The following is a 25,753-nucleotide window of genomic DNA, read 5'->3' as shown; positions in this document are numbered from 1 at the left end:
GCGGCCGCCTGTGAAGGAGCTTGTACCGAAAGTAATGGAGCCATCACACATCGTGTTCGGAAGGAGGGGGTGGATCCGGCCATTCCGCACGTGCTCGCCGCTGGACAGGATCCCCATTTGTGCCCAGCCCGGCGGTGATCCATTCCCGCTCTTTCGGGTAATAGCACAGATACGTTCCGTGATGGAAGGCTTGACCGCGGAGATCGATGCAGCCGCGCACATCGGCGCGGGCTGTTGGAGCGGGAGGGCAATTCTCATATGTCGGTAGGCGAAGAGGTCCGTTCGGAGCAGGGCAAGCCGCAGCAGAGCCTCGGCACTGCCGCCGCGCGGAACCTGGCCACGACGACCAAGTCGGCACCCCAGATGCAGGAGATCAGCTCACGCTGGCTGCTGCGCACACTGCCGTGGGTGAACGTCCAGGGTGGTACGTACCGGGTCAACCGGCGACTGACCTACGCAGTGGGGGACGGCCGCATCACGTTCGTGAAGACCGGCGACCGGGTCGAGGTCATCCCCGCGGAGCTGGGCGAACTTCCCGCGCTGCGGTCGTACGAGGACGAGGAGGTGCTCGCGGAGCTCGCTCAGCGCTGCCGGCAGCAGGAGTTCGCGCCCGGCAGCCTGATCGCCTCGTTCGGCAGCCGGACCGACGAGGTCCATCTGCTGGCGCACGGCAGGGTCGAGAAGGTCGGCACCGGCCCGTACGGCGACGACGCGGTCCTCGGGGTGCTCGCCGACGGCGCCTACTTCGGCGAGGCGGCGCTGCTCGACCCGGACGCCATCTGGGAGTACACGGCCCGCGCGGACACCGCGTGCACGGTGCTGACCCTGACCCGCCAGGACGTCGAGCTGGTCGCGGAGCGCAGCGACTCCCTGCGCGAACACCTCCAGCAGCTGCGCTCGATCCCGGAGCAGCGCACCAACAAGTACGGCGAGAAGGCCGTCGATCTCGCCGCCGGCCACAGCGGCGAGCCGGACATCCCGCACACCTTCGTGGACTACGAGCCCAGGCCCCGCGAGTACGAACTGAGCATCGCCCAGACCGTGCTGCGCATCCACTCGCGCGTGGCCGACCTCTACAACCAGCCCATGAACCAGACCGAGCAGCAACTCAGGCTCACCGTGGAGGCATTGAAGGAGCGCCAGGAGCACGAGCTGGTCAACAACCGCGAGTTCGGACTGCTGCACAACTGCGAGTACGACCAGCGGCTCCAGCCGCACGACGGCGTGCCCAGCCCCGACGACCTGGACGAGCTGCTCAGCCGGCGGCGCGGCACCAAGCTGCTGCTCGCCCACCCGCGCGCGATCTCCGCGATCGGCCGCGAGCTCAACAAGCGCGGCCTCGTCCCCGAGACGATCGAGGTGGCCGGCAACCGCATCCCGACCTGGCGCGGTGTGCCGATCTACCCGTGCAACAAGATCCCGGTCTCCGAGGCCCGTACGAGCTCGATCATCGCGATGCGTACCGGCGAAGCCGAGCAGGGCGTCATCGGACTGCAGCAGGCCGGGATCCCGGACGAGATCGAGCCGAGCCTGTCCGTGCGCTTCATGGGCATCAACGAGCAGGCGATCATCAAGTACCTGGTGACGGCCTACTACTCGGCTGCGGTCCTGGTGCCGGACGCGCTCGGCGTGCTGGAGAACGTCGAGATCGGCCGGTGGCGGTGACGTTTCTGCACCTGGGAGCCGTGTCCCCGCCCTCCCGGGCGGGTACACCCCGGTCGTACGCGCCCAGCCACAGCGGAAGCGCCACCGTCCGCGGACTGACCGAGGGAGATCCCATGGCCGAGTTCATGACGGAGGCGAAGCAGCGTCCCACGGGGGCGCAGCCGCTTGAGGGGCACGAGGCGGCCGCGATCCTGGAGCGCACCCGGTCCTGCGTCGACCCCGAACTGCGCGCCGCCATCGACTCGTTGCCCGGCTCCATGCGCCGGATCGCGCTCTACCACTTCGGCTGGGAACACGCGGACGGCACTCCGGCGGCGGGCAACGCGGGCAAGGCGATCCGTCCCGCGCTCGTGCTCACCGCGGCCGCCGCGCTCGGCGGCCCGGGTGCGCGCGAGGCGGCCGGGCGGGCGGCCGCGGCAGTGGAGCTGGTGCACAACTTCACGTTGCTGCACGACGACGTGATGGACCGGGACACCACTCGCCGGCACCGGCCCACCGCGTGGACCGTGTTCGGCGACGCCGACGCGATCCTCGCCGGGGACGCCCTGCAGGCACTGGCTCTCGGACTGCTCGCCGAGGACCCGCACCCGGCGTCCGGCCCGGCCGCGGCCCGGCTCGCGGCCTGCGTCGTCGAGCTGTGCGCGGGCCAGCACGCGGACACGGAGATGGAGCGGCGCGCCCCCGGCGAGATCACCCTCGACGAGGCGCTGACCATGGCCGAGGCCAAGACGGGCGCGCTGCTCGGCTGCGCCTGCGCCCTGGGGGCGCTGTATGCGGGGGCCTGCGACGACGACGTCGAGGCGCTGGACGCGTTCGGCCGCCAGGCCGGGCTTGCGTTCCAGCTCATCGACGACGTCATCGGCATATGGGGCGACCCGCACCGCACCGGGAAACCGGTCGGCGCCGACCTGATGGCCCGCAAGAAGTCCCTGCCGGTGGTCGCCGCGCTCACCTCGGGCACCCCGGCGGCCGCGGAACTGGCCGAGCTGTACGAAGTGCCGTACGGGAAGGGGGACGAGGAGGAACTCGCTCAGACGGTGCTCGCCGTGGAGCAGGCCGGCGGGCGTGACTGGGCTCAGGTCCAGGCCGGCGACCGGATGGCCCGCGCCCTGCAGGAGCTGGCCCGCGCGGTTCCCGACCCGGAGGCGGCAGGCGGTCTGCTCGCGCTGGCGGAGTTCGTGACGCGGCGCACCGGCTGACCACCGCCCGCACAGACCCCGGAGCCCACCGGGGCGGCCGCGCGGCTCCTGACCCCGCACTGCCGTCGAGGCTCCGGTCGGCGGGTCCCGCACATCCCCACGGTGTGCGGGGCCCGCCTCACGTGTTGTGCGCCTGAACCGGCGCCGCTCTCGCGGACCTGGTTGCTCGCCGTCGTGGTTCCTCAATTGATGGTTGCGGTAGGGGCCGGACAGTCCCCTATAGGCTCAACAGCCATGGAACAGAGGGCGTTTGAGGTGAGAGGGCAGCACATGGGTGTGGCGATCCGGACGGCGGACGAGGGCGACCGGGAGCTGGTCGTGCGGCTGCTGGACGAGGCCTTCCAGGACGATCCGGTCAGCAGCTGGGTCTTTCCCGGGGGCGAGTACCGCCGTACGACCCACCACAGGCTGATGGACGCCTTCACCGGGATCGTGTTCGACGAGGGCCGGATCGACGTCACGGAGGACGGCAGCGCGTGCGCGTTGTGGCTGTCCGTGCCCGCCGGGGAGCACGAGGCCGCAGAGGACGCTGCCGACGACGGGGCCGCCCGGCTGCGCGCGGCCGTCGATCCCGGGAACGAGCGCATCGAGCTGATCGCCCGCCTGACCGCGGAGATCCACCCCGCCGGACGCGCCCACGAGTACCTGTGGATGATCGGCGTGACTCCGGAACGCCAGGGCGAGGGGATCGGCAGCGCGCTCGTCCAGCACGTCCTCGACCGCTGTGACCGCGAAGGTCTTCCCGCGTATCTGGAGGCGAGCAGCGCCCGCAGCCGCGTGCTGTACGAGCGCCTCGGCTTCGAGTTCACCGGCCGCCCCCTCGACCTGCCGAACGGTCCGCAGATGTGGCCGATGTGGCGGGAGCCCCGTGGCTGACCTGCCGCTTCGGGGCGACCGCTGGCTCTACGGCGCGACCGCCGCCACGAACCGCTTCACCAGCCGCACCGAGTCGGTCCGCGCCGATCTGGAGCAGGGCATGGAGTTCCACTGGTCGGCGGGGCTGCCCGGCGGGAGTGAGACCGTCGCCGTGCTCCATCTCGCCATCTCGGCCTGATCGATCGGGCGGAGCAGGTCGTCGCGTCCGGTGAAGTAGTTCGGCGCTCCCCACGGGCACCGCGGTCAGGCGTCCACGGCGCGGAGCGTCAGACCGCGCGCCCTCGCGCGCGAGCACCTCGGCGCCCGTGTCGAACAGGCGGCACGGCGCCCCGGGGCACGCGTCATGGAAATCTCCTTGCAGCCACTACAGCTGAAGCACTATAAATGTAGTTGTTCAACTCCCTGCTTCCTAGCGAAAGAGATCGGTTTGCGAAAGCTCACCTACTTCGTCGCCTGCTCCATCGACGGGTTCATCGGGGCCCCGGACGGCGACGCGTCGTCGATGTTCGCGTTCCTGGACGAGGAGTTCCTCGGCTTCCTCGCCTCGACGTACCCGGAGACGGTCCCGACCCAGGCCCGCGAGCCGCTCGGCCTCAAGGGCGACAACCTCCGCTTCGACACCGTCATCCAGGGCCGGACCAGCTACCGGCTCGCCCTCGACGCCGGGATCACCAGCCCGTATGCCCATCTGCGCGAGTACGTCGCCTCGCGCACCCTGACGGAATCCCCCGACCCGCATGTCGAGATCATCTCGGAGGACCTGGTCGGCAGGGTCCGCGAGCTGAAGGCCGAGGACGGCGAACTCGGCATCTGGCTGTGCGGCGGCTCGCAGGTCGCCGGTGAACTGCTCGACGAGATCGACGAGTTGGTCATCAAGACGTATCCGCAGGTCTACGGCTCGGGCATGCCGATGTTCGGCGCGGGCTTCTCCGTCACCGACTTCACGCTGGAGTCGGTGCGCACCTTCGACAACGGCGCTCTCGTCCGCACCTACGCGCGCCGCCGCTGACCGGCCTACGCTGAGGACATGGACAGCTCAGAACACGTCTGTCCGGTCTGCGGACAGCCCGTGGAAACGGTCGTCAGACGCCACAAGACCCTGGGCGCGTGGGTCCCGGCCTGGGTGCCGGGCCCCTGTCGCAACCCCGAGTGCGAGGCGTACGTCACCCAAGGCGCCGAACCGGACCAGCAAACCGGAAAACCCGCCGCGAAAAAATCCTGAGCCCCGTGTACCTGAGCCCCGTGTAGCAGAAGGTGCGGGGCCGGCCGCCGGCGGAGGGCTCACCCTGTGGCTGCAGGACTCCGCAGAACCGCGGCCGCCGGTCGGCTGGGAACAGGCAGATCCTTGATGAGCCTGCCCCCGCTGCTGAAGGCCACCGCGTGTCCGCACGACGACGGGGGCACGGTCGCTGCGTGCGTTCGTGCGTGGCCCTAGGAGCCGCGAGCCCCCTGCGCAGGCAACCCGCCCGTCTGCGGATCCCGCCCCGTCAGGCAGTACGTTCCGCCCGTCGGGTCCTGCATCACCGTCCAGTGGGTTCCGCGGGCGACCGGCCGCGCGCCGAGGCGTTCGTGGGCGGTACGGGTCGCTTCGATGTCCGTGCAGGCCAGGTCGAGGTGGGCGGTGGTGGGGCGGTCCTCGTCGAGGCGCTGGAGGAGGATGCGGATCGGGAGGCCCACCGGCGGCGTGAGCACATGGAACTCGGGGAGCGAGCCCGCCCGTGACTGCCACTGCGGCAACAGGGCGCTCCAGAAGGCGACTTCGGCGTCGTATGCAGAAGGCGCGATGTCGATGCAGACCTGGTCGAGGCGGCTGCCCCGCACGACGGGCGGCCGCGTCGCCTCCGCGCGCCACGGCATGGTGCACAGCTGCTGGCCCCCGGGCGACCGCAGCACGGCCCACGTCCCGTGATCGGCGACCACCTCCGCCCCGAGAGCCACCGCAGAGCGCATGAACTCACGTTCGTCGGCCACCGGGAAGTCCAGATGCGCACCGCCGGGACCCGAGGTGATCCCTTGCACCTTGATGCAGGCGTCGGCCCCGTCGTGCAGAAGGGTCGTGAACTCCTTCTGCTCACCGCGGAGTTCGGAAAGGTGCGTACCGGTGACGGCCGTCCAGAACTCGCAGGCGGCTGTGAAGGACTCGATCGGCCGGTCTATGAAGGCGTAGGTCCACAAGGCCTGTCGGCTCATCCCTTCCGCTCCATGAACCGCAGCATGTTCCCCGCCGGATCCCGGAACGCGCAGTCCCTGACCCCGTACGGCATGTCCGTCGGCTCCTGGAGCACCTCGGCGCCGGACTCCTGGACGCGGGCGAAGAGGGCGTCGCAGTCCTCGGTGGTGAAGTTGACCCCGCGCAGCACGCCCTTGGCCAGCAGCTGCTCCATCGCGTCACGGTCGGCGGGGGAGAGGTCGGGGTTGGCCGCGGGCGGCTCCAGGACGATCGACACGTCCGGCTGCAGAGGAGACCCGACGGTCGTCCACCGCATTCCCTCGTACTTGACGTCGTTGCGGATCTCCAGGCCCAGGACGTCGCAGTAGAAGGCGATCGCCTTGTCGTGGTCGTCGACGGCGATGAAACAGGTGTGCAGTTTCAGGTCCATGGGGCCAACCTAAGGTCGATACCGGCGTCACGTCCTTCTGGGACGCGTGTATGCGCGCACCACGCACGGCGGGATCTCCGCGCTCTCCTCGTGCGAGCGGGCCCGGTAGGAGCTCGGCGTCTCGCCCACCAGTTCGGTGAAACGGGCACTGAAGGAGCCCAGCGAGGTACAGCCCACCGCCATGCAGACCTCCGTGACGGTGAGGTCGCCGCGCCGCAGCAGGGTCTTGGCGCGTTCGATGCGGCGCGTCATGAGATAGCCGTACGGGGTCTCGCCGTACGCCTCGCGGAAGCTGCGCTGGAAGTGCCCGGGGGACATCAGGGCGGTGCCCGCGAGGGCGGCCACGTCGAGGGGCTCGGCGTACTCCCGGTCCATACGGTCGCGGGCCTGTCGCAGGCGTACCAGATCCTCACGGTTCACCACGTCAGCATCGCACGGCCCTCACCGGCCGGGCGCGGGGTTCTGGGGTGGGCTTTGCCTTGAGTTCGCCTGCCGTATGAAAGCGCTTGTTCCCCTGGGGGAATGGACCACATCACGTTCCTCGTGGCGGTAGTCGTCGTCACGGCCCTGGCGTTCGACTTCACCAACGGATTCCACGACACCGCCAACGCGATGGCCACCTCCATCGCCACCGGCGCGCTCAAGCCGAGAACAGCGGTGCTCGTCAGCGGAGTCCTCAACATCGTCGGTGCCTTCCTGTCCACCGAGGTCGCCAGGACAATCTCCGGCGGCATCGTGGACGACACCCTCGTCAGCCCGGGGATGATCTTCGCTGGGCTGGTCGGGGCGATCCTGTGGAACCTGCTGACCTGGCTGGTGGGACTGCCCTCCAGCTCCTCGCACGCCCTGTTCGGGGGGCTGATCGGCGCCGTGTGGGTCGGCGCGGGATCCCACGGCGTGCACTTCGACAAGGTTGTCGAGAAGGTGCTGATCCCCGCGGTGGCCTCCCCGGTCGTGGCCGGAGTCGCGGCCCTGATCGCCACCTACCTCGCCTACAGGCTCACCGCCCGCGGCCGCAAGGACTCCGTCACCAAGGGCTTCCGCATCGGCCAGATCGCCTCGGCCTCGCTGGTCTCGCTCGCCCACGGCACCAACGACGCACAGAAGACCATGGGCATCATCACGCTGACCCTGATCTCCGCGGGCGCCCTCGGCCATGACGCCGGCCCGCCGGTCTGGGTGATCGCCTCCGCCGGCCTCGCCATCGGCCTCGGCACCTACCTGGGCGGCTGGCGGATCATCCGCACCATGGGCAAGGGCCTGACCGAGATCCAGTCCCCGCAGGGCTTCGCCGCCGAGACGGCCTCCACGACCGTCATCCTCACCTCCGCCCACCTCGGCTTCGCCCTGTCCACCACACAGGTCGCCTCGGGCTCCATCCTCGGCGCCGGTCTCGGCCGACGCCTCGCGGAGGTCCGCTGGGGCGTCGCCGGCCGCATGGTCGCCGCCTGGCTGATCACACTGCCCGCGGCCGCGCTGGTCGGCGGAGTCTCGGCGAGCGTGGTCAAGCACGGCGGCAACCTCGGCACCGTCGTCGTCGCCCTGGTCGGCGCCGCCGTCGCCACCGGCATCGTCCTCGTCTCGCGCCGCAACCCGGTGCACGCGAGCAACGTCAACGACGCCCACGAAGTCACCCTCCGCACCGAACCGCCGGCCCGCGTCGGCACGGCCGCCTGAAACACGGGAGTTCCCCTCATGAACCTCGACTGGAACGCACTCGGCCAGGTCACCGCGGTGAGCGTCGGCGTCACCGTCGCCGTGGTCGTCGTCTTCGCCCTCGGCGTACTCGGCCTCGCCCGCTTCGAAGGGGCACGCGAGGACGGCGGCGGGACCTCGTCCCTCGGCCTCGCCCAGGCGGGCCTGTGCTTCCTCGCCTGCGCCGCCGTGGTGGCGTACGGGATCTATCTGATCGTGCCGCAGTTCCACTGAGATTCCGGAAGGACAACGGGATGACGACGACGCCACCCCTGCCGGCCGATCTGAAGGTCGACTACACCGACCCCGACGACCCGGTGCTCATCCGCCCGGACGGCAGCCCGATCGACACCTGGCGGGAGAACTATCCGTACGGGCACCGCATGGAGCGCAAGGAGTACGACTGGCACAAGCGGCTCCAGCAGATCGAACTGCTGAAGCTGCAGAGCTGGATCAAGGAGACCGGGCGCCGGCTCGTCATCGTCTTCGAGGGACGGGACGCGGCCGGCAAGGGCGGCACCATCAAACGATTCACCGAGCACCTCAACCCGCGCGGCGCCCGGGTGGTGGCGCTGGAGAAGCCGACCGAACGCGAGCGCGGGCAGTGGTACTTCCAGCGCTACGTCGAACACCTGCCGACCGCGGGCGAGATCGTGCTGTTCGACCGCTCCTGGTACAACCGAGCGGGCGTCGAGCGGGTCATGGGCTTCTGCTCGGACGACGAGTACCGGCGCTTCATGCGGCAGGCGCCCGCATTCGAGCGGATGCTCGTGGACGACGGCGTCGACCTGATCAAGTTCTGGTTCTCGGTCTCCCAGGGCGAGCAGCGCACCCGCTTCACCATCCGTCAGGTCGACCCCGTACGGCAGTGGAAGCTCAGCCCCATGGACCTCGCCTCCCTGGACCGCTGGGACGACTACACCGCCGCGAAGGTCGCCATGTTCCGCGAGACGGACACGGAGCACGCGCCCTGGACGGTGGTCAAGAGCAACGACAAGAAACGGGCCCGCGTCGAGGCCATGCGCAGCGTGCTCGCCCGCTTCGACTACACCGGCAAGGACGAGGAGGTCGTCGGCAGCCCCGATCCGCGGATCGTGGGGGCGGCGGCCGGCCTGCTGGAGGTGGGGGAGGGCGATGACGAGGGCCTGGTCGGCGGTCGGTAGGCACGCCACCGTTCCTCACGGCCTGCCCGCAGCGAGCTGCGCGGACGCGTCCGCCCACTCCGCCGGGACCGGCCCGACGCGGTCGGGGAGTTGTCCGGAGACCGCCTCACGTCGGTAGCCGAAGGGGCCCGGCCGGTTCCCGGCCGGGCCCCTTCGGAACGCCCGTGGACCTGCGATGGTGCACCGATCGCGGTCCACGCGAACGGGCCGTTCGTCAGGCCTTCTTGGTCTCCTAGTAATGGGCCAGGTCGGTGACCTGCGGGGATGTTTCCTGTGGGGCGCTGACCTGGCCTTTTGGTGATGGGTGGAGATGGGGTGCGACGGTCTTGAGCGGGTGTCTTGCGGACTGTGTGCGGACTGCTGGTCCACGTGTGCGAGGGGATGCCACGGCGCGAAGGCTGTCGTGGTCCTGAGCTGTCAGGTTGTGATCGTTTGCCCGGCCGCAACTGAAGCACGGGCAAAGGAGCGGCTGGCCCTTTCTGAGGGGCCGTGGAGTCGCAGATCGCAGCGACTGCAACGTTTCAATCCAGCCAGGTCGAATCGGCAGCTGATCACGACGTGTCCCGTTTGCGGCGACCGGTGTCTGTCCACGTCGGACGCAATTTTCCGCCGGTCGATTGCAAAGGGAACACAAAAATACCTGATCATGGCTTTCTGCTGAGCGGAATATTCCACTTCGGCCGTGTCTGATGCAGGTCGATACTGGACGGCTGAAACGTGCGAGGCGGTAATTCTCTGCTGTGACTAGTGTTCGATATCGCACGTCTCTGCACGACGACCTGAAACGAGGGGAAATGAAAAAGCGGAGATCATTAGGTAGAGGGGTGGCGGCAGGAACTCTCGCCGCCGTGGTCGCCCTAGGGGCATCGGCTGGTGTTTCATGGGCCTCCTCATCGACCGGAAAAGAGAAGGCGGAATACTCGACGGCGGAGATCATTCTGGGGGTTATGGGTAAGGGACCTGTCGCCCACGACCACCCGGAAGTCGCCCTCGTGCCGGCCGGCCAGGCCAAGGGTGCCGACAGTAAATCTGTGGCCGCTTTCCTGCAGCTTGCGGCAGCAAAGGACTCGGGGTTCGCGGAGAAGTTCCGCAGCGAAGTCACGTCGGGCGATCCCTATCAGGTCCAGAACGGGCTCAAGCGGCTGGAGAGCATGTCCCGGGACGTCGCCAGGGATGTGGCCGAGAAGCGCACCTCGGTGACCCCTGCGTCCTCCGCTGGTTGGTTCTTCACCAATGACACGGTCGCGGCCGACGCGGTGGCTGTGCAGCACTGGAGCTTCGCGACTACCGGTGCCGTCGCAGCTGAAGCCGTAGGTGTCGTGGTCGTCGTGCTGACCGTCTCGCCGGAGCATCAGAACCTGACCACCGACAAGGCCGTAGCGGCGCTGTCGACGGGGTTGGCTGGCTGACCATTGTTTGAAGGGGGCGGCTCCGCCTGAAGCGGACGCCTACGGGGAGTATGGAAAATAATGTCTCGCATAGGCTTCTTTGGCGGCGCCGCCCTTTGGGGCGTGCTCGGCGTAATCTCTGTTATGGCGGCACTTCCTGATGCTGCGGCATCTCCACCCGGAATGGCAACGTCGCGTCAGACGATCAGTAGGGTTTGGCCGCAGGGGTGGGGGTTCTTCACCAAGAGTCCCAGGACACCGGCTAATGTGGCCTACAAGATTGCCGGAGATGGAATGCCGAAGAATGCTCTCATCGGCCCCAACGCCACTCCGTCGAATCTTTTTGGTGCCAGCAGGAGAGCAAGGGCTCAAGGGCCCGAGATAGCCAGCCTGCTCCACTCGATACCAGAAAGCGCGTGGAAAGAATGCGGCGCGTACGTCGTTGCCGACTGCCGGGTTAGCGAATTTAAGGCTGCTCCCCAGGTGGCGAATGGGTCTCCGATTCCGACGCTGTGCGGACAGATCATCCTGACTTCAGAGGAGCCCGTCCCCTGGGCGTGGCGCAGCATCGCAAAGCATCAGTACCGGATCACGAAGGCGGCGGCGGTGAACGTTCAGTGTTGAAACTGACTAGATGGCAGCCACCCGCCGATGCACAACGATTCGACCCTCGTACCAACGTCTACGGCCTCGCGCGCACGTTGTTGGCGATTGGTATGTTCGCCACCCTCGTGTTCACGTCGGCTGGGGCTCTCTTTCACCCGGTTATCGGCATGGGGAGAGCGCCGTACTGCGACGGGGTGTCGGCTGTTTCAGGGTTCTGCGTCGGTGGGCACGGTTTAAGTCCCGACGTGCGCAGATACCTTCTGGCCCTGCTCTTGGTGCCGTCCATCATCGGCTGGCGGCCTAGGATCTTTGTCATTCCGCAGTGGTGGGTTGCGTTCAGTATCGCCAACTCGCTCAGCCTGCCGGACGGCGGCGACAACGTTGCTCTTATTCTGACTCTGACCATGATCCCCTTCGGGCTGGCGGACGATCGAGTATGGCATTGGGCTGTCAAAGACACGACGAAACCCTTGGCGAACTCGGCAGCCGCGTTCTGCTATGTCACCCATTGGGTGATACGCATTCAAGTAGCAGGCATCTACTTTCAGTCAGCCGTGGCAAAATTTGGCGTGAAAGAGTGGGCCAACGGTACGGCGCTCTACTACTGGCTGAATGATCCGACCTTCGGGCTTCTTGGGTTCTGGAAGCCGGTTGCGCAGCTCTTCCTGGAAAACAGATACACAGTCTCCGCTTTCACTTGGGGTACCATTATCGTCGAGCTCACTTTATCATTTGCATTGTTCTGGAAGCTCGCGATGCGGAGGCGTGTGTTCTGGCTGGGTATCATGCTTCATGCTGGCATAGCGATCTTCATGGGGCTCTTCAGTTTCGCGGTCATCATGTTCGGTGCGCTGGTCCTGGCGCTGCAGGATCCGAACGTAAATCTCGACTTCCGCCGTATGGTGCGAAAAGGTGCAGCAAGGAAGGATGGGGCTAATGGCGCGAGTAGTGGTGCAGTGCGCGGTGGGTCACTTGTTCTCGACTGAGTGGGTCAGTTTTGTCTCGTTCAAAGCTGTAAGGCTTGGACGGAAGCGCTATCAGAAGTGTCCTGAATGCGGTCGATACCGGATGGTACAGAAGGTGTCCCGTCAAAGCGTCGGAGACGCACGGTATCGTGAGGCGATGCACCGTTTCGACGGTAAAGGCGTGTGACCGCCGAAACGAGGAGTGTTCCCTGTCTAAGTCCGCCGGAGTGTGTTCCTACAATAACTCTGCAGTTGGCGCCCCTATTGCCAGCCGTCGAGGGAGACCTCCGGGCCTGCCGAAAGATACCGGTGGAGGGCGCTTGAGGTGGTGTCCACGAAGTTCTCCGGGATTGAGCCGGCGTCGACCCACCGGACCTGGGCGTGCTTGCGTGGCTCGCGGTTTTCGGGCTCGCCGGTCCATTCGTGGGCGGCGAAGACAACGGTGAGGAAGCCGTTGGGCGCCTCCACACCCCAGGCGCCATGGATGATGTGGGCAACCTTCAGAGACTCCGGCTTCACGGTCAGACCGGTCTCCTCGTGCAGTTCGCGCACGGCGGTTTCGGTGATGGGCTCGCCGGGTTCGCTCTTGCCGACGGGGAGGTCCCACATGCCCTGGGCGAACTTGGCGTTCTGGCTGCGCTGGAGGAGGACGACGCGGTTGGTGGCTTTGTCGTGGACGATGACGGCGGCGACCAGAAGGGTCATGGATTCGAGGGCGGGCGGCAGGGCTTTGGGCTGATCGTCGGTTGTCCGCTGAGACACGGTTACGTCCCTTCGTCGACCACCTTGGACAGATTGAGCCAGTGCTTCGCGAGCACAGCGGACCACGGTGCCCCAGGCTCCTTGGGCAAGCCATATGTGTGAGCGTCGGAGGCCGAGTCACTGTATGCAGGGCAGCCGATGCTGGAGGGCGGTAGGCGGCAGCTGCCCTCCAGCTCAGTCGCATCATGCAACAGCGCGTTGGATCTGGATGGCGAGGGCGCCGAGGGCTTCCTTCTCGGGCGGGTAGATGGTGCGGATGTTGGCGAGCTGCTGTTCGCGAGTAGCGGTCGGGTTGATGTTGGCCGGTCCCTCGCCGTCGAGCAGCGCCTCGAAGTCGGGGTACTCGGCGACCCGCTTGACATTGACCTCGCAGGTCTCGTCGGTGCCCTTGATGCGGAAGCGAATGGTGTCACCGGCGGCGAGGTCGGCGAGGTGTGGGTATTTCACCCGCACCTCGATGGTCTTGGTGCCCGCGGCCACGAGATCGAAGTACTGGCGGTAGAGATTGAGTTCGCGGACGCGGGCGGTGGAGTCGGTCATACGACGGGAACGCTCCTGGCGGCTGGTGCGGTCATCATGCGGCCGATCTCGGCGGCCGAGTACGAACGGAAGAAGTGACGGGGGTCGGACAGAAACGTATCGGTCATGGCCAGCAGTTGCTCCGCATACTCCGTAACCGTGCCTGGCCACTGTCGCGTGTCGAGCATCCAGTCCGCTGCGCCGTCGGGCAAGGGAGCGCGGCCCTCACGGATCAGCGACTTGGACAGCTTGGCGCCGGTGTCGGTGACGACCTGCGGGCAGAACAATCGGGTGGGGAGCTGGGCACGGGTGAGGCCGACCGCCTGGAGCGCTTCGTCGACCAAGTGGGAGCCGAAGACCCAGTCACCGCCCTTGACCATGACGTGCAGGGTGCCGCGGGGGTCGGACAGGGCGAGTTCCTTGACCGTGTTGCGGTACAGGGTGGCCAGGTCCAGGTAGGCGCCTCCCGTCGGGGTGATCGTGGCCTGGTACGGCCCGTGGTGCAGGCAGACGGCAGCGACTTGCGCGGCCTCGCGACCGGCGAGGTGGACGCGGGTGTGTTCGGCGTACTTCTCGGCCCAGCCGCAGCCGTGGTGTGGGCAGGGGATGCGCAGGTGCGGGTTGCCGGTGGAGGGGGCGAGCCACCAACGGGCGGCGTCGAGGCGGGGCAGGAGTCGCAGCCAGGTGCGGCGGAAGTGTTCGCCAGCCTGCTGCTGAGTGTAGGTCTCGACGCGGTGGGGGATGCCCAGGCGTCGCGACAGCGTGATGAATAACGGCTGGTAGAGGGCCGAGACGAGGTCGCCGAGAGCCTGGTCCCCGAGGGCCTGGGCGTAGGCGCGCTGGTAGCGGTTGCCGGTCGCGGGGTCGGTGGCCAGCTCGTAGGGGGCGTTGTCGAGGGCGCTGAACAGGACTTCGGTGGGAATGCCGAAGCGGTCGCGCAGGCGGGCGGCCATGGCGAAGGCCAGGGACTGCACGAGTGAGGTGCCGATGTGCGGGGCGCCGTTGATCTGAGTGCCGACGACCAGCACGATCCGCTCTGGTGGGGTGGCCAGGATGCGTGGGGTCAGGACGTCCTCGGCGTGGTGGAGGGCGTTGGCCAGGACGGTGTTCGGTGAGACGGGGTGGGTCGTCACGGGATGTCCCCCTGGGGTGGGTTGGGGTTCATTCGGTTCGGGTGTGGCCGAGGAGGAGGCGCCGGCGGAGCGCGGCGCGGTCCAGGTAGGAGTCGATCTCCGCGGATGCGGCGCTGCGGGAGAGTGGGTCGAGGCCGAGGACGAGAGCCGCCGGGGTCCCTTGGCCGAGCAGCAGAGTCCAGGGGCGGCCGGTGGGGATGCGTTTGCGGTAGGGGGTGCCGTCGAAGCGCAGGGCCACCTCAGTCGGGGCGATTAGACGTAGGCGTGGCCCGATGTCCGGCGGGGGTGTGGTCGCTGGGCCGAGGTGCAGAGCTTCGGCGACTGCGCGCATGCGTTGCTCGATGACGGCCGGCGTCTCATAGCAGTTGCGGGGCGGTTGGGGCACCAGAAGGAGGCAGCACAGAGTGGCGCCGGTCGGAGTGTTGTCCAACCACGTGGTGGTGGCCAGGGAGGCGATCAGTCCGGCGGACGGCGTGAAGGACTCGGTGCGGACAGGCGTCACCATGTGCGCACCGCGCTGTGGTGGAAGGCGGCCCAGACGCACTTGCCGGGACCCTGGCGTTCCTCCACGCCCCAGTGGTCGGCGACTGCGGAGACCAGATGCAGACCACGGCCGCCGTCGGCCGTGCCCCGTAGCTCCCGCTTGGCGGGTGCGCCATTGCCGCCGTCGTGCACCTCGATGCGCAGCACGGTGGCGTGTATTTCGACGCGTACGAGGACCTGACCGCCCGCAGGCGCTCCGTGCACGACGGCGTTGGTGGCGAGCTCGGAGATGCACAGCCGGATGTCGTCAAGGCGTTCGGTCCGGCCCCACTGGGTAAGGGTCTCGGCGACGAAGGATCGGGCGGCGCCTGGGGTGGTCCGGCGCCGCTCGAAGAGCATCGTTTCGTGCTCGACAGCGCCGTCGAGGGCTTGGTCCGGCGCCAGGGTGTCCGGCTCGTCGGGCAGAGTGCTGGGCATGGCCAACAGCCAACCGCCGTCGCTCGTTTGGGTCGGGAGCCAGCGTGGGGGCCGTGCAGGGGGCCACTATGGGGGCCAGAGTTCGCATGCTCAGGGGAGAGGGGATGGGCGACACGGGGATCGGCGCGCTGCTCATCCGGCTGCGCACTGAGCGTGGCTGGACCCAGCAGCGGGTGGCCGACGAGTACAACGCCCTGGAAGGGCGTGCCACCAAGACCGGTAAGGAGATCGGGCGTTACGAGCGCGAGGCGCGTATCCCGGTTCCGTATACCCGCAGGTATCTGGCGCAGGTGTTCGGCGTCGACATCGGAGCGCTCGACCGTGCTGTGGCGGTCAGCAAGAGCCGCCAGGATGGAGCCAAGGCCGTGGAGGCCGCTCCGGCGCGGCCTGTGGCGCCTTCGCGCTCGGGTGCCGTGTCGGCGGACGCGGTGGTGTCGGCGGACTTCGCCCAGTTCATCGCGCAGCGCAACGCCGACGAGTTCGTTGTCGAGCAGTTGGAGGCCGATGTCGCGAGACTCGCCCGCGCCTACGTCAGCCATCCGCTGATGGAGCTGTACATCGAGATCAAGCGGCTGCGGGACGGGGCGTTCGAGCTGCTGCGCGGACGCCAACATCCCCGGCAGACTGCTGACCTGTACGTCGCGGCCTCACGGTTGTGCGGTCTGTCCGCGCACGTCTGCCTGGACCTGGGAGACTACGACTCCGCTGCCACCCACGCCCGTACCGCTCGGGCGTGTGCGGAGGCGGTCGGGCACGAGGGGATGCTGGCCTGGGTGCGGGCCGTGGAATCCCTGATCGCCTACTGGACCGGGCGGTACGAGCAGGCAGCGCGGCTGGCGCAGGCAGGCCGTCACCACCGGGCTCCCGGCAGCATCGGAGCCCGGTTGGCGAGCCTGGAGGCGCGGGCGCTGGCCATAGTCGGAGACAGGGTGGGCGCGGTGGCTGCTCTTGCGGACGCCGAGCGCTCCCGCGAGGCGATGGCCGGCCACGACGAGGTGCCGGGCGTCTTCGCCTTCCCGGCCGCGAAGCAGTTCGCGTACGCCGGGACGACCAACCTGGCGGTGGGCGGCCGGGAACACGTTCAGCAGGCGATCGCCAGCGCGGACACCGCGATCCGGCTCTACCGCAGCGCTGAGGACGACGACCAGTCGGTCGGCGACCTGTTCGCCGCCCATGTCGATCTCGCCCGCGGCCACCTGCTGTTGGGTGACCTGGATGGCACCGAGGCGATGCTCGGATTCGTCCTTGGGTCCCCGCCCGAGCGCATGTCGGCCAGCATCGTGCGCCGACTCACTGCTCTGGGCCGGGAGCTGGGAGGGCCGCAGTACGGTGGAGCCGCGCAGGCCACATACCTTCGCGAACGACTCCAGCACACGGCCGTCCTCGCGGCCTCACCTGCCGCCCACTCACCGGAGCTGCCGACGTGACCGAACTGTCCGCCGCACACGATGCCGCCGTCACCGACCGGGACCGCCTCGCCGGAAGCGCCTACAACAGCGACGCGGATCTGGCCGCCCGCCAGTCTCTCTACCGGTGGCAGACGCCCCGTCACGACCTGCCCGGCATCGTCGTCGAGCTGTTGAGCGGTGTACGCGGTCGAGTGGTCGATGTCGGCTGCGGCAACGGCAAGTTCATCCAGAGGCTTCGCCACGACCGGCCCGATCTGGCCCTGCTCGGACTGGACATCGCGCCGGGCATCCTCGCCGGAGTGCCCGGCCCGGTCGCCGTGGCGGACGCCACTGGCCTGCCGCTGGCCGCGGCGAGCGTCGACGCCGCCTTGGCGCTGCACATGCTGTACCACGTCCCCGACATCCCCCAGGCGGTGCAGGAGCTGTCCCGCGTCGTCGCCCGTGACGGGCTGGTGATCGCCTCCACCAACAGCGACCAGGACAAGGCCGAACTCGACGACCTGTGGCAGCGGGCCGCGGGCGACGTCCTCGGCACCGGACGCGGCCCGGCCCGCATCTCGCTCAGCGCCCGCTTCTCTCTGGAGAAGGCCCCGGCCTTTCTGGGGGAGGAGTTCGGCCGGGTGGAGACGATCGAACTGCCCGGCACCATCACGGTCCACGATCCCGAGCCGGTCATCGCACACATGGCCTCCTACCGGGCGTGGGCGGACCAGCACGACGTGCCCTTCGAGGCCACGATCGAGCGGGCCCGCGCGATTCTCGTCGATCACATCGCCCAGCACGGGGCCTTCGAGGTCACGTGCCTGGGCGGCATTCTCGTCTGCCGTCGCTGAGAGCCGACTTGGCTATCGGCGTCGGCCGCGCTCCGTAGGCCGTTCGCTCATCGTCGTGGGCGAGGACGTGGGCTGTGGTGTGGGCGTCACGGGTGTGGTGATGCGGGTGCTCCGGCTGCGAGCCGCCTGGGCTCGGCTGTTCGGCTGCACGATGATGCGCCAGTTGAGAACTTCTGCGGGGCGATCGGCGGTGTCGAGTTCTCGCCGTGCGGTGACCTCGGCCAAGAGGCGTCGGGGGTTGTGGCCGGCGGTCTCGGCACGGGCGAGGGTCGTGGTCAGGGCCGGCCAGGCGGGATCGGCGAGGACGCGGTCGGCGTGGTCGGGGAGGACTGCGCGCAGGTCCTGCTCGAAACGGCTGGCGGTTGTGGCGCGCGGTGCGCGACGGGTGAGATCCGCCAGGACTGGGTGGGCGGCCTGCTGGTAACCGGCCTGCAGGTAGCGAAGGGCTTCTTCGGCCGCTGCGGCCTGCTGCTCGTGGCCGTGCTGCTCATGCCACTTGGCGGCGGCGCGCGCCACCTGGAGCGCGGCGAAGATCAGGGCGATGGCGAGTCCGCCCGGCTCGTGCGAGGCGTAGGCGAGTTCTTTGACGGCTTCCCGTAGGGCGGTAGCGGCCTGGTGGTCGGCTCGGATCGCCGAGCGGCGGGCGCGGTTGAACGCCCTTGCGGCGGCTTGCAGTTCGGCCCGGTGCCCGCTGTTGGTGGCGAGGGCCAGGTTGTGGAGGGCGTCGCCGAAGGCATCCAGATGCCCCTGGGCTACGGCGTCGTCGTCCGAGTCGAGGACTGCCTGGGCGTCGTGGATGGCGGTCTCGGCTCGGTGCCACGATTCGGCCGGGTCCGTCACCTGCTGAGGGCGGTCGGTTGGCTCCTGGGTGGGTAGGCGTTCGCAGAGGCGGTTGTAGGACAGGTCGGGGGCGAGCTTTGAGCCGCCGTACCAGACCGGCTCGCCGTTGGCCGTGTCGCCGGGCGCGGCCAGGCTGTAGCCGGTCACCTCGCCGGTCTCCGGGCCGATGCGCGGCCTGACCTGGATGCCGAGGGACCGCAGCACGGTGAAGTACTCGTCGATGCTGCGTACGGCGGCGGCGACCGCGTACGCCTGCTCGCGCAGCCACTCCCGCGCGGTCTCCTCCCGGCCCTGGCGTTCCGCCTTCGCCCGCTCGGCGCCGGTCGGGGTACGCGGGGCGGTGAGGTCACCGGACTTCAGGCGGCGCAGCCCGAACTCGGCCTCGATCTTGCGGCATTCCAGCTGTGCCCGCCAGCCGTCCCGGTTAGTACGAGGGCGGCGGCCGTCGGCTCGGACGGTGGTGGCCATGATGTGGATGTGGTCGTCGGCGTGCCGGACCGCGATCCAGCGGCACGCCTTGTCGTCTCCCTCGGGGGCGATGCCCGTGGCGGCTACGACGCGGCGGGCAACCTCGGCCCACTCAGCGTCGGTGAGGTAGCGGTCGCCGGGCGCGGTGCGCACCGGGCAGTGCCACACATGTTGCGGTGGCTGCTTTCCGCCGAGTTCCCGGGTGCGGAGGTCGACGTGGTGGTCCAGGCGCCGGGCGAGCTGGGTGTAGGTGGCGGTGGGGTCGCGGCCGGGGTCGGGGGCGCCGGCCATGTCCCAGGCAGCCACGATGTGGGGGTCCGTGTGCTCGTCGCGCCGCCCCTTGCCGAAGAGGTAGTTGATCAGGCCGAGGGTGCTGGAGCCGGTGGAGACGTCAGGCACCATGACCGGCTCCTACCGCCAGGAGCCGGTCCATGAGTGCGTAACTGGCCTGGGCGGCCTGCTCGATGCGGTCGAGGACGGCCTCGGTGCGGTCGGGTATCGCACCGGAGTGGACGGCTGTCGTGACCTGGTTGAGGTTGGTGCCGATCCGATTCAACGCCTTGGTGTGCGCTTCGATGGCCTCCACCAGAGGGCGGATGGGGTCGTCCTCTGGGCTGCCGACCATGCCCGCCTTGCCGAGCGCGACGGCGAGGGCGGCATCGCCTACGAAGCTGGCGAACTTCTGGTGGCGCCGCCTGGCCTCGGCATCGATGAGGCGGACCGCGGTCGGGGTAAAGCGGATCTTCTTCTCCTGGTCGCGTTTCTCGATGGTGCGCTTGCGGTTCATCCGCGCGGGCAGTGTGGGGGCGTCGGGCTCACGCCACGAGAGCTGCTCAACGGCGGCGGGCGCTTGACGGGCAGACGGCTCGGCGAGCGGGCTGTTGGAGTCGGCGACGGGCTGCTCGGCGCTGTCGGCGGGAGACGCGGTGCGGGGCTCGTTCACCCCCTCCTCAGGCTCGGGCGCCCGCTGGCGCCCGGCCCCCTCTCCCTCCGCCACCCCAGGGGCGGGGGCAAGCGCGGACGAAGCCTCTTTAGGGGCTCGTTCGCTCCAGCTTGCTGCTGTTCGTCGGTCCCGGCTGAACCAACCCCAGCGGCGGGAAGAAGAGTGGTTCGTGTCGTTCTCGGTGTGCATGGTGGTGCTCCGAAGGAGAGGGGGCACGGGCTGTGTCACGTCCGTCGCATCCGTCGCATGCCTGGTCAACACAGGTACGGAGACGCGGGTAGGTACGGAGAACTCCGTCCCGGCGACAGAGTCCGTCCCCGCGCTGACCTGCGCGGGGACGGATGCGACGAAGTGATACGGACCCCGGTGGGATCAGAGAGCGTGCTTCGGCCCGGCGGGGCCACCAGGCGGGCCGACAGGCAGTGTCCCCGCCGGGGCAGCGGGCGGCCTGCCCCGCGGCATGCGGGCGGGGGCGGCGCCGTGTTCGGGCTCGGGTGCCGCCTCGACGAGGTCCGGGCAGTTGCGGGCCCAGGCGTCCAGGAACCGGTTCCGCATGTACGCCTTGGCCTGCCTGCCCTTGTCGAACCGGTAGTTGGCCGGGCTGATGTTGAAGTCCCGCAGCAGGTTGCTCAGGTGGTACGCGTTCAGCCCTTTGGTGCCGTACTCCGCCCACGGGGCCTCAGCGTCCTGGAGCAGCGAGGCGACCAGATCCTGAGTGGCCAGGGCCTCGGGGTTGTCCGCCTGCGCGAAGATGCGGTGGATGTCGCGCAGGAGCCGCGTCTTCAGGCTGCTCTGCTCGTCCTGGGCCGCCTCGTGGCGGGTCATGGCCAGGCAGGCGGCACGGGCCTGGGCGGGCCACTGGCCGCCGGCGAGGTCGGCGATGATGACCAGCGGCTCCCAGGTGTCCGCTGCCCGGTCCTCCACCGGCATCTGCGGCACCGTGCGGGCGGCCTGCCCGCGCAGCGGACCCAACCAGGCGGCCAGCCGGTCACGCAGCGCGTTGAGTGCGGGCACCGAATACCGGGAGCGGAAGGGGGTGACCTTCTCGCCCGGCTTGCGCTTCTGCATCCGCAGCACGACCGCCCGGTCCATGACCGTGTCCGGCAGGTCGCCGATCCCCGCGATGGCGGCCATGGCGAAGGTGGGGAATGGGGTCGGCTTGTGCTCCGGACCAGAGATCCGCCAGGCGGGCCGGTTGCGCTGGTGCCCGGCATTCAGCAGGCCGCGCAGGATCTCACTGTCACCACTCGCCTTGGGGCCGAAGATGGTGTCCGCCTCGTCCACCAGCAGGGTGGGCGGGTTCTTGCCGATGACCCGGAAGACGACCGCCGGTGAAGTGTTCACCGTCATCATCGGCTGGTGCACGGTCTCGTGGAGCACGTCCAGAACCCGGGACTTGCCGCAGCCCTTCGTCGGGCTTACCACCGCGAGACGCGGCGCGTGCTGCAGTGCCGTCTGGATGTGCGTGGCCGCCACCCACAGGGTGACCGCGGTCAGCGCCTCCTCGCTGGGCAGCACCACGTACTTGCCGATCGCTGCCCTCAACTCGTCCAGCAGCGCGACCCCGTCAGCGCCTACCTGAGCACCGGCGCCTTCATGGCTGCCAGCGCGTGTCCCGCCATCGGTGGCTGCGATCTCTTGTTGCTCGGCCCGCTCCACGGGGACGTCCGTCCCCGGCGACAGGTGACGGCCGCTGTCTCGGTCCCCACTGCGGTCCCCTGGTGCAACTCCAGAGTCTTGGGGACCGGTCCCCGTTGGCGCGCCAGTGCCGCTGACCTGCACGTCTCCAACGGATGTGGGTATGGGGACCGTAGCTCGCGCCGCCAGGGGACCGGATGTATCGAGGGGACGGTCCCCTGATACCGCAGCAGCAGAATGCTCGTCCCCGCGGCGTCCGGGGACACCTTGGCCGGGGACCGCGACCTCGGGCCAGCTGACCTTGGGGACCGTGTTCGGGTTGGTGGGGGACGTAGAGTCCTCCATAGACGTTCCTCTCAGACGAGGGGAAGGACGGGCAAGGTCCAACACCTCGTCGGCTTGTTCGCTCAGGGATGGGCGGTGTGCGGGGGACTCTCCGGCCTTCGGCGTTGGCGCGCCGAGGGCCGTTTCCGTGTCCCGGGCCTCCGGCGGCTCAGGAGGCCAGACCCCACTCGTCTCGGCCCTCGATCAGCGCCCGCTCGTAGCGCAGCAGTTCGGCCTCGGGGTACAGCACACGCTTGCCGATCTTGATGCCGCGCGGGCCCTTCTCGATCTGGCGCCAGTAGCGGACGGTGCTCTCCGCTGTGCGGTAGCGCTCGGCGACCTCGGCGGTGGTCAGGTATCGCATGCATTCCCAATCGACTAGGTGGCAATCCGGTCTGCATAGGTTGTACCCGACGATCGCCGGTCAGCCAAATTGGCAAGCGTGTGTTTCAATTGGGAAAGTGATGGTCAGGATGGAGGTCCGATGACGGGCGACAAGTCCGACGGCGGTGAGGTGCCGCTGCTCTACAGCGAGGGCAACATCGCCGCGCGGGTGGCGCTGGAGCGCGAGGTCAGGGGGTGGAGCACGATCGAGTTGGCGGACCGGGTGTCCAAGGCCGGCGTCAAGATGAACCAGACCGCGGTCTGGCGCATCGAGAACGGCACCCCACGTCGCCGTATCAACGTCGACGAGGCCCTCGCCTTCGCCCGCGTCTTCGAACTGCCCCTCGAAGAGCTGATGTCCCCGCCGTTGGAAGGGCTGGACCTCGACAGCAGACGGCTCGTCCAGGAAGCCGTCGAGGCGTACTACGAGACACGCGACGCCGAGGACCGCCTGCACCACGCGGTCGTCGGCATCGCCGAGTACATCCAGACCCACCCCGACAGCTCACGGGCCATCCACGAGCAGTGCCTTCGCCTCATGGGTGATGAGCGCGACGCCCGCACCCTCACCCAGCACATCGAGGGCGGCGGCTACCACCGATAACCAACCCAAGGGAGAAGCCACTTGGCGAACATTCAGAAGCGCCCCAATGGCAAATGGCGGGCCCGCTACCGAGACCTCGACGGCAAGGAGCACGCCCGCCACTTCGACCGCAAGATCGACGCCCAGCGCTGGCTCGACGAGGTCACGGCCAGCATCGTCACGGGCCAGTACGTCGACCCTCGTGCCGGACGGATCACGTTCGAGAAGTACGCGAAGAAGTGGGAGGAGTCACTCATCGCCAGCGAGGCGGGCGAGCGCATCACCGACAACGCGCTCCGGCTCCACCTCGTCCCGGCGCTCGGCTCCCGAGCCATGGCGGCGATACGCCGCAACGACCTCCAGGTGCTCTTCAAGAACCTGTCGGAGCTGCTCGGGCCTGGCAGTGTGCGCAACGTCTACGACGTCCTCGTACGCCTCATGACCGCGGCCGTCGAGGACAAGGTCATCGCCTCCAGCCCGTGCCGCCGGATCACCCTCCCGCCCATGCCGGACGAGGAGGTCACCCCGCCCACGGTCGCGCAAGTCGAGGCCATGGCCCGCGTGATGCCGCCGTACATTCGCGCGGCGATCGTCACGCTCGCCGGATCAGGCTTGCGGATAGGCGAGTTGCTCGGCCTCAAGGTGTCGGACGTCGACTTCAAGGCCGGCACCATCCGCGTCGAGCGCCAGCGCCTCCAGTCCGGGAAGATCGGCCCGCCGAAGACCGCCAAGTCCCGGCGCACCGTCCCGGTCGGAGAGGTCGTCACCGACGCACTCCTCACGCACCTGGCCGCACGCCCCTCCAAGGACTGGCTGTTCACGATGGAGGAGGGCGAGCCGCTCAACTACCGCCGCTGGAAGACCGAATGGAACTGCGCTCGTAAGGAGCTGCAGAAGGCGGAGAACGAGGCGGCCGAGCGCGAGGGCCGCAAGCCCGTCGAGCTGCCGCACATGGTGACCCACGACCTGCGGCACTTCTACGCCTCCGCCCTCATCGCCGGCGGAGCGAGCGTCAAGCAGGTTCAGCTGGTCCTCGGCCACGCGTCCGCCGTCATCACGCTGCGGATCTACGCGCACCTGTGGCCGGGCGAAGAAGACCGCACCCGGACCGTCATGGACGCCGTTCTCGGCGGCCTGCGGACCGGGTGCGGACTCGGAGACACTGCAACCAAGGAAATCGCAGGTCAGAGGGCATGATCGAAGATCAAGCCTTCTTGGTCTCCCAGAAGATCTTGTCGATCTGGGCGATGTAGTCCAGAGCCTTCTGGCCCGTGGCCGGGTCGGTCGAGCCCTTGGCGGCCGAGAGGGCCTTCAGGGTGTCGTTGACCAGCTGGTGCAGCTCCGGGTACTTCTCGAAGTGCGGGGGCTTGAAGTAGTCGCTCCAGAGCACGGAGACGTGGTGCTTCGCAAGCTCGGCGCGCTGCTCCTTGATGACGGTGGCGCGAGCCTGGAAGTGCGGGTCGTCGTTGGCGGCCATCTTTTCCTGGACGGCCTTCACGGACTCCGCCTCGATGCGGGCCTGGGCCGGGTCGTACACACCGCAGGGCAGGTCGCAGTGCGCGCTGACCTTGACCTTGGGGGCAAACAGGCGGGAAAGCATGGAGCATTCCTTCCTCGTGATCGTCTTCTCAGGTGGGACATTACTCCCTGGGGGAGGGGATTTCGCGGGTGCCCCCATGGGCTTAGGACAAAAGTCCGGGGTCAGACTGAGACTGGTGGAGGAACGTACCGGGGAGGTGCCGGGCATGCCGGAGCTGTCGCAGGAGATCGAGCGCGGGCGGGCGCTGCTGCCCTTCGGGGCGGCAGAGGTGACCGGTCCGTCCATGGTGCCCACGCTCCACCACGGGGACCGGCTCGTGGTGCAGTACGGCGCCCGGATCAGGCCAGGAGACGTGGTCGTCCTGCGGCATCCGTTCCAGCAGGACCTGCTGGTCGTGAAGCGGGCCGCTGAGCGCCGCGACGGCGGCTGGTGGGTGCTCGGCGACAACGCCTACGCGGGCGGTGACAGCACCGACTACGGCACCGTCCCGGAGGACCTGGTCCTCGGCAAGGTGCGCTTTCGGTACCGGCCGCTGAGGGCGGATCAGCGCTCGCCGTTCGCGCTGGCGCGCTGGGCGCTGTCGGCCGCGAGGCCAGTGCTGTCGGACCGGTCGGCCTCCAGGCGTTTGCGGGCGCGGTAGGCGGCCACGTTGGCGCGGGTCGCGCAGCGGTCGGAGCAGTAGCGCCGCGAGCGGTTCGTGGAGGTGTCCAGATAGGCGTTGCGGCACGGCGCCGCCTCGCACAGGCCCAGCCGGTCGACGCCGTACTCGGTCAGGTGGAAGGCCAGGCCCATCGCCGCGATGGCCGCGTAGCCGGCGGTCGCGTTCGAGGGGTGGTCGGCCAGGTGCATGTGCCACAGCGGGCGGCCGTCGTCGTCCCGGAAGTCGTGGCCCGAGATCTGCGGGCTGACCGGGAACTCCAGCAGGAGTGAGTTCAGCAGGTCCACCGCGAGTGTCTCGTCGCCCTTGTCGGCGGCCTCGAAGACGGCGCGCAGCCGGGCCCTGACCGAGCGGAAGCGGGTGACGTCGGCGTCGGTGGCGCGGCGGGCCGCAGACGCGTTGCCGCCGAACAGGTCGCGCACGGCCTCGACGGAGGTCAGGTTGTCCTTGCCCCGGGCCGGTTCCTCGCTGTTGACGAGTCGTACGGCGTAGTCCGAGTAATAGGCCAGTTCCACTTGTGGTCCTTACGGAGGGGCTCTATGGTCGTGGGTGCGAAGAGGTAACGACTGCCTGTACTTCCAGGGTATTACGCGGGTGAGGGG

At 68.6% G+C, this 25,753-nt stretch carries 30 protein-coding genes and 1 pseudogene; 16 read left to right on the top strand and 15 right to left on the bottom strand.

Features of this window, described 5'->3' with window-relative positions; all coding sequences use genetic code 11:
• The first annotated feature begins 258 nt into the window (after nt 1-258).
• From ABD355_RS36670 to ABD355_RS44790, 4 genes are all read left to right on the top strand, one after another.
• A complete protein-coding gene (locus tag ABD355_RS36670; protein WP_344405343.1) occupies nt 259-1,665 on the top strand; it encodes a family 2B encapsulin nanocompartment shell protein in 1,407 nt (468 codons plus the stop codon).
• A gap of 113 nt (nt 1,666-1,778) precedes the next feature.
• Nucleotides 1,779-2,864, top strand: a complete 1,086-nt coding sequence (locus ABD355_RS36665; RefSeq protein WP_344405342.1) for a family 2 encapsulin nanocompartment cargo protein polyprenyl transferase — start codon at nt 1,779-1,781, stop codon at nt 2,862-2,864.
• A gap of 270 nt (nt 2,865-3,134) precedes the next feature.
• Nucleotides 3,135-3,740, top strand: coding sequence for a GNAT family N-acetyltransferase (locus ABD355_RS36660; protein WP_344405341.1), 606 nt, complete (start codon nt 3,135-3,137; stop codon nt 3,738-3,740).
• The gene (locus ABD355_RS44790; protein ID WP_425585833.1) at nt 3,733-3,918 is read left to right on the top strand and encodes a hypothetical protein; all 186 of its coding nucleotides are present in this window, start codon (nt 3,733-3,735) and stop codon (nt 3,916-3,918) included. Before ABD355_RS36660 ends, ABD355_RS44790 begins: the two co-directional genes overlap by 8 nt.
• Here the strand turns inward: ABD355_RS44790 and ABD355_RS44785 are convergent.
• A pseudogene (locus ABD355_RS44785) lies at nt 3,918-4,085 on the bottom strand (TetR/AcrR family transcriptional regulator); the annotation flags it as partial. The gene ABD355_RS44790 and the pseudogene ABD355_RS44785 sit on opposite strands and share 1 nt — an antisense overlap.
• 82 nt (nt 4,086-4,167) lie before the next feature.
• On the opposite strand from ABD355_RS44785, the gene ABD355_RS36650 reads away from it, so the two are divergent.
• Entirely contained in the window at nt 4,168-4,749 is a 582-nt protein-coding gene (locus ABD355_RS36650) for a dihydrofolate reductase family protein (protein ID WP_344405339.1), read from the top strand.
• A gap of 422 nt (nt 4,750-5,171) precedes the next feature.
• Here the strand turns inward: ABD355_RS36650 and ABD355_RS36640 are convergent, their stop codons facing one another.
• Genes ABD355_RS36640 through ABD355_RS36630 form a run of 3 tightly spaced genes read right to left on the bottom strand, consistent with a single transcriptional unit; the run spans nt 5,172 to nt 6,760 of the window.
• On the bottom strand, nt 5,172-5,930 hold the full coding sequence (locus ABD355_RS36640; RefSeq protein ID WP_344405335.1) for a VOC family protein: 759 nt from the start codon (nt 5,928-5,930) through the stop codon (nt 5,172-5,174).
• Entirely contained in the window at nt 5,927-6,340 is a 414-nt protein-coding gene (locus tag ABD355_RS36635; RefSeq protein WP_115905991.1) for a VOC family protein, read from the bottom strand. The genes ABD355_RS36640 and ABD355_RS36635 overlap by 4 nt, the downstream gene beginning before the upstream one ends.
• Before the next feature lie 27 nt (nt 6,341-6,367).
• Complete coding sequence (locus ABD355_RS36630; RefSeq protein WP_115913281.1) at nt 6,368-6,760, bottom strand: helix-turn-helix domain-containing protein; 393 nt, start codon at nt 6,758-6,760, stop codon at nt 6,368-6,370.
• Nucleotides 6,761-6,862: 102 nt separating this feature from the next.
• Between ABD355_RS36630 and ABD355_RS36625 the strand changes: the two genes are divergently transcribed.
• The 6 genes from ABD355_RS36625 (at nt 6,863) to ABD355_RS36605 (ending at nt 12,178) form a co-directional block, all read left to right on the top strand.
• Nucleotides 6,863-8,017 (top strand): inorganic phosphate transporter, encoded by a 1,155-nt coding sequence (locus ABD355_RS36625; RefSeq protein WP_344405334.1) that lies wholly within the window; start codon nt 6,863-6,865, stop codon nt 8,015-8,017.
• Between the two features lie 18 nt (nt 8,018-8,035).
• A complete protein-coding gene (locus ABD355_RS36620; RefSeq protein WP_344405333.1) occupies nt 8,036-8,269 on the top strand; it encodes a hypothetical protein in 234 nt (77 codons plus the stop codon).
• A 20-nt stretch (nt 8,270-8,289) separates the two neighbouring features.
• On the top strand, nt 8,290-9,198 hold the full coding sequence (ppk2, locus tag ABD355_RS36615) for a polyphosphate kinase 2 (RefSeq protein WP_344405332.1): 909 nt from the start codon (nt 8,290-8,292) through the stop codon (nt 9,196-9,198).
• Between the two features lie 824 nt (nt 9,199-10,022).
• Nucleotides 10,023-10,607 (top strand): sporulation delaying protein family toxin, encoded by a 585-nt coding sequence (locus ABD355_RS36610; RefSeq protein ID WP_344405331.1) that lies wholly within the window; start codon nt 10,023-10,025, stop codon nt 10,605-10,607.
• 60 nt (nt 10,608-10,667) lie between these two features.
• Complete coding sequence (locus ABD355_RS44780; protein WP_425585828.1) at nt 10,668-11,210, top strand: SdpA family antimicrobial peptide system protein; 543 nt, start codon at nt 10,668-10,670, stop codon at nt 11,208-11,210.
• Nucleotides 11,144-12,178 (top strand): sporulation-delaying protein SdpB family protein, encoded by a 1,035-nt coding sequence (locus ABD355_RS36605; protein WP_344405329.1) that lies wholly within the window; start codon nt 11,144-11,146, stop codon nt 12,176-12,178. Before ABD355_RS44780 ends, ABD355_RS36605 begins: the two co-directional genes overlap by 67 nt.
• Nucleotides 12,179-12,418: 240 nt before the next feature.
• On the opposite strand, the gene ABD355_RS36600 is transcribed toward ABD355_RS36605, so the two are convergent.
• The 5 genes from ABD355_RS36600 to ABD355_RS36580 form a co-directional block, all read right to left on the bottom strand.
• Nucleotides 12,419-12,919, bottom strand: coding sequence for an NUDIX domain-containing protein (locus ABD355_RS36600; RefSeq protein WP_344405328.1), 501 nt, complete (start codon nt 12,917-12,919; stop codon nt 12,419-12,421).
• Nucleotides 12,920-13,102: 183 nt separating this feature from the next.
• Nucleotides 13,103-13,459, bottom strand: a complete 357-nt coding sequence (locus ABD355_RS36595) for an ASCH domain-containing protein (protein WP_344405327.1) — start codon at nt 13,457-13,459, stop codon at nt 13,103-13,105.
• Nucleotides 13,456-14,571 (bottom strand): hypothetical protein, encoded by a 1,116-nt coding sequence (locus tag ABD355_RS36590; protein WP_344405325.1) that lies wholly within the window; start codon nt 14,569-14,571, stop codon nt 13,456-13,458. The genes ABD355_RS36595 and ABD355_RS36590 overlap by 4 nt, the downstream gene beginning before the upstream one ends.
• A gap of 28 nt (nt 14,572-14,599) precedes the next feature.
• Nucleotides 14,600-15,076: a hypothetical protein gene (locus ABD355_RS36585; protein WP_344405324.1), complete on the bottom strand. Its 477-nt coding sequence runs from the start codon at nt 15,074-15,076 to the stop codon at nt 14,600-14,602.
• A complete protein-coding gene (locus ABD355_RS36580; protein WP_344405322.1) occupies nt 15,070-15,531 on the bottom strand; it encodes an ATP-binding protein in 462 nt (153 codons plus the stop codon). The genes ABD355_RS36585 and ABD355_RS36580 overlap by 7 nt, the downstream gene beginning before the upstream one ends.
• A 104-nt stretch (nt 15,532-15,635) precedes the next feature.
• Here ABD355_RS36580 and ABD355_RS36575 point away from each other — a divergent pair, with 104 nt between their 5' ends.
• Both ABD355_RS36575 and ABD355_RS36570 read left to right on the top strand, forming a co-directional pair.
• Nucleotides 15,636-16,958: a helix-turn-helix transcriptional regulator gene (locus tag ABD355_RS36575; protein WP_344405321.1), complete on the top strand. Its 1,323-nt coding sequence runs from the start codon at nt 15,636-15,638 to the stop codon at nt 16,956-16,958.
• The gene (locus tag ABD355_RS36570) at nt 16,955-17,773 is read left to right on the top strand and encodes a class I SAM-dependent methyltransferase (protein WP_344405320.1); all 819 of its coding nucleotides are present in this window, start codon (nt 16,955-16,957) and stop codon (nt 17,771-17,773) included. Before ABD355_RS36575 ends, ABD355_RS36570 begins: the two co-directional genes overlap by 4 nt.
• 12 nt (nt 17,774-17,785) lie before the next feature.
• On the opposite strand, the gene ABD355_RS36565 is transcribed toward ABD355_RS36570, so the two are convergent.
• The 4 genes from ABD355_RS36565 to ABD355_RS36550 all read right to left on the bottom strand — a co-directional run bounded on the left by ABD355_RS36565 (nt 17,786) and on the right by ABD355_RS36550 (nt 22,350).
• Entirely contained in the window at nt 17,786-19,483 is a 1,698-nt protein-coding gene (locus tag ABD355_RS36565) for a relaxase/mobilization nuclease domain-containing protein (RefSeq protein ID WP_344405319.1), read from the bottom strand.
• Entirely contained in the window at nt 19,473-20,078 is a 606-nt protein-coding gene (locus ABD355_RS36560) for a hypothetical protein (protein ID WP_344405318.1), read from the bottom strand. The genes ABD355_RS36565 and ABD355_RS36560 overlap by 11 nt, the downstream gene beginning before the upstream one ends.
• A gap of 318 nt (nt 20,079-20,396) precedes the next feature.
• A complete protein-coding gene (locus ABD355_RS36555) occupies nt 20,397-21,569 on the bottom strand; it encodes a DUF3631 domain-containing protein (RefSeq protein WP_425585826.1) in 1,173 nt (390 codons plus the stop codon).
• Nucleotides 21,570-22,155: 586 nt separating this feature from the next.
• A complete protein-coding gene (locus tag ABD355_RS36550; protein ID WP_019889361.1) occupies nt 22,156-22,350 on the bottom strand; it encodes a helix-turn-helix transcriptional regulator in 195 nt (64 codons plus the stop codon).
• 120 nt (nt 22,351-22,470) lie between these two features.
• Between ABD355_RS36550 and ABD355_RS36545 the strand changes: the two genes are divergently transcribed.
• The gene (locus tag ABD355_RS36545; protein WP_344405316.1) at nt 22,471-22,974 is read left to right on the top strand and encodes a helix-turn-helix domain-containing protein; all 504 of its coding nucleotides are present in this window, start codon (nt 22,471-22,473) and stop codon (nt 22,972-22,974) included.
• A gap of 21 nt (nt 22,975-22,995) precedes the next feature.
• Nucleotides 22,996-24,150: a tyrosine-type recombinase/integrase gene (locus tag ABD355_RS36540; RefSeq protein WP_344405315.1), complete on the top strand. Its 1,155-nt coding sequence runs from the start codon at nt 22,996-22,998 to the stop codon at nt 24,148-24,150.
• Nucleotides 24,151-24,157: 7 nt separating this feature from the next.
• Here the strand turns inward: ABD355_RS36540 and sodN are convergent, their stop codons facing one another.
• A complete protein-coding gene (gene sodN / locus ABD355_RS36535; RefSeq protein WP_031140564.1) occupies nt 24,158-24,553 on the bottom strand; it encodes a superoxide dismutase, Ni in 396 nt (131 codons plus the stop codon).
• 145 nt (nt 24,554-24,698) lie between these two features.
• Between sodN and sodX the strand changes: the two genes are divergently transcribed.
• A complete protein-coding gene (sodX, locus tag ABD355_RS36530; RefSeq protein ID WP_344405586.1) occupies nt 24,699-25,133 on the top strand; it encodes a nickel-type superoxide dismutase maturation protease in 435 nt (144 codons plus the stop codon).
• On the opposite strand, the gene ABD355_RS36525 is transcribed toward sodX, so the two are convergent.
• A complete protein-coding gene (locus ABD355_RS36525) occupies nt 25,037-25,666 on the bottom strand; it encodes a CGNR zinc finger domain-containing protein (protein ID WP_344405313.1) in 630 nt (209 codons plus the stop codon). The genes sodX and ABD355_RS36525 overlap by 97 nt on opposite strands.
• Between the last annotated feature and the right edge of the window lie 87 nt (nt 25,667-25,753).

Source organism: Streptomyces longisporus, from assembly GCF_039532765.1.
GTDB lineage: Bacteria > Actinomycetota > Actinomycetes > Streptomycetales > Streptomycetaceae > Streptomyces > Streptomyces longisporus.
The sequence above is the reverse complement of the archived record's forward strand: the minus strand, read 5'-3'. Positions and strand labels throughout refer to the sequence as shown.

Coding starts and splice junctions, on each gene's coding strand:
- ABD355_RS36670 (WP_344405343.1), top strand. CDS start 259: ATGTCGGTAGGCGAAGAGGTCCGTTCGGAGCAGGGCAAGCCGCAGCAG.
- ABD355_RS36665 (WP_344405342.1), top strand. CDS start 1,779: ATGGCCGAGTTCATGACGGAGGCGAAGCAGCGTCCCACGGGGGCGCAG.
- ABD355_RS36660 (WP_344405341.1), top strand. CDS start 3,135: ATGGGTGTGGCGATCCGGACGGCGGACGAGGGCGACCGGGAGCTGGTC.
- ABD355_RS36640 (WP_344405335.1), bottom strand. CDS start 5,930: ATGAGCCGACAGGCCTTGTGGACCTACGCCTTCATAGACCGGCCGATC.
- ABD355_RS36635 (WP_115905991.1), bottom strand. CDS start 6,340: ATGGACCTGAAACTGCACACCTGTTTCATCGCCGTCGACGACCACGAC.
- ABD355_RS36625 (WP_344405334.1), top strand. CDS start 6,863: ATGGACCACATCACGTTCCTCGTGGCGGTAGTCGTCGTCACGGCCCTG.
- ABD355_RS36620 (WP_344405333.1), top strand. CDS start 8,036: ATGAACCTCGACTGGAACGCACTCGGCCAGGTCACCGCGGTGAGCGTC.
- ppk2 (WP_344405332.1), top strand. CDS start 8,290: ATGACGACGACGCCACCCCTGCCGGCCGATCTGAAGGTCGACTACACC.
- ABD355_RS44780 (WP_425585828.1), top strand. CDS start 10,668: ATGTCTCGCATAGGCTTCTTTGGCGGCGCCGCCCTTTGGGGCGTGCTC.
- ABD355_RS36595 (WP_344405327.1), bottom strand. CDS start 13,459: ATGACCGACTCCACCGCCCGCGTCCGCGAACTCAATCTCTACCGCCAG.
- ABD355_RS36585 (WP_344405324.1), bottom strand. CDS start 15,076: ATGGTGACGCCTGTCCGCACCGAGTCCTTCACGCCGTCCGCCGGACTG.
- ABD355_RS36580 (WP_344405322.1), bottom strand. CDS start 15,531: ATGCCCAGCACTCTGCCCGACGAGCCGGACACCCTGGCGCCGGACCAA.
- ABD355_RS36575 (WP_344405321.1), top strand. CDS start 15,636: ATGGGCGACACGGGGATCGGCGCGCTGCTCATCCGGCTGCGCACTGAG.
- ABD355_RS36565 (WP_344405319.1), bottom strand. CDS start 19,483: ATGGTGCCTGACGTCTCCACCGGCTCCAGCACCCTCGGCCTGATCAAC.
- ABD355_RS36550 (WP_019889361.1), bottom strand. CDS start 22,350: ATGCGATACCTGACCACCGCCGAGGTCGCCGAGCGCTACCGCACAGCG.
- ABD355_RS36545 (WP_344405316.1), top strand. CDS start 22,471: ATGACGGGCGACAAGTCCGACGGCGGTGAGGTGCCGCTGCTCTACAGC.
- sodN (WP_031140564.1), bottom strand. CDS start 24,553: ATGCTTTCCCGCCTGTTTGCCCCCAAGGTCAAGGTCAGCGCGCACTGC.
- sodX (WP_344405586.1), top strand. CDS start 24,699: ATGCCGGAGCTGTCGCAGGAGATCGAGCGCGGGCGGGCGCTGCTGCCC.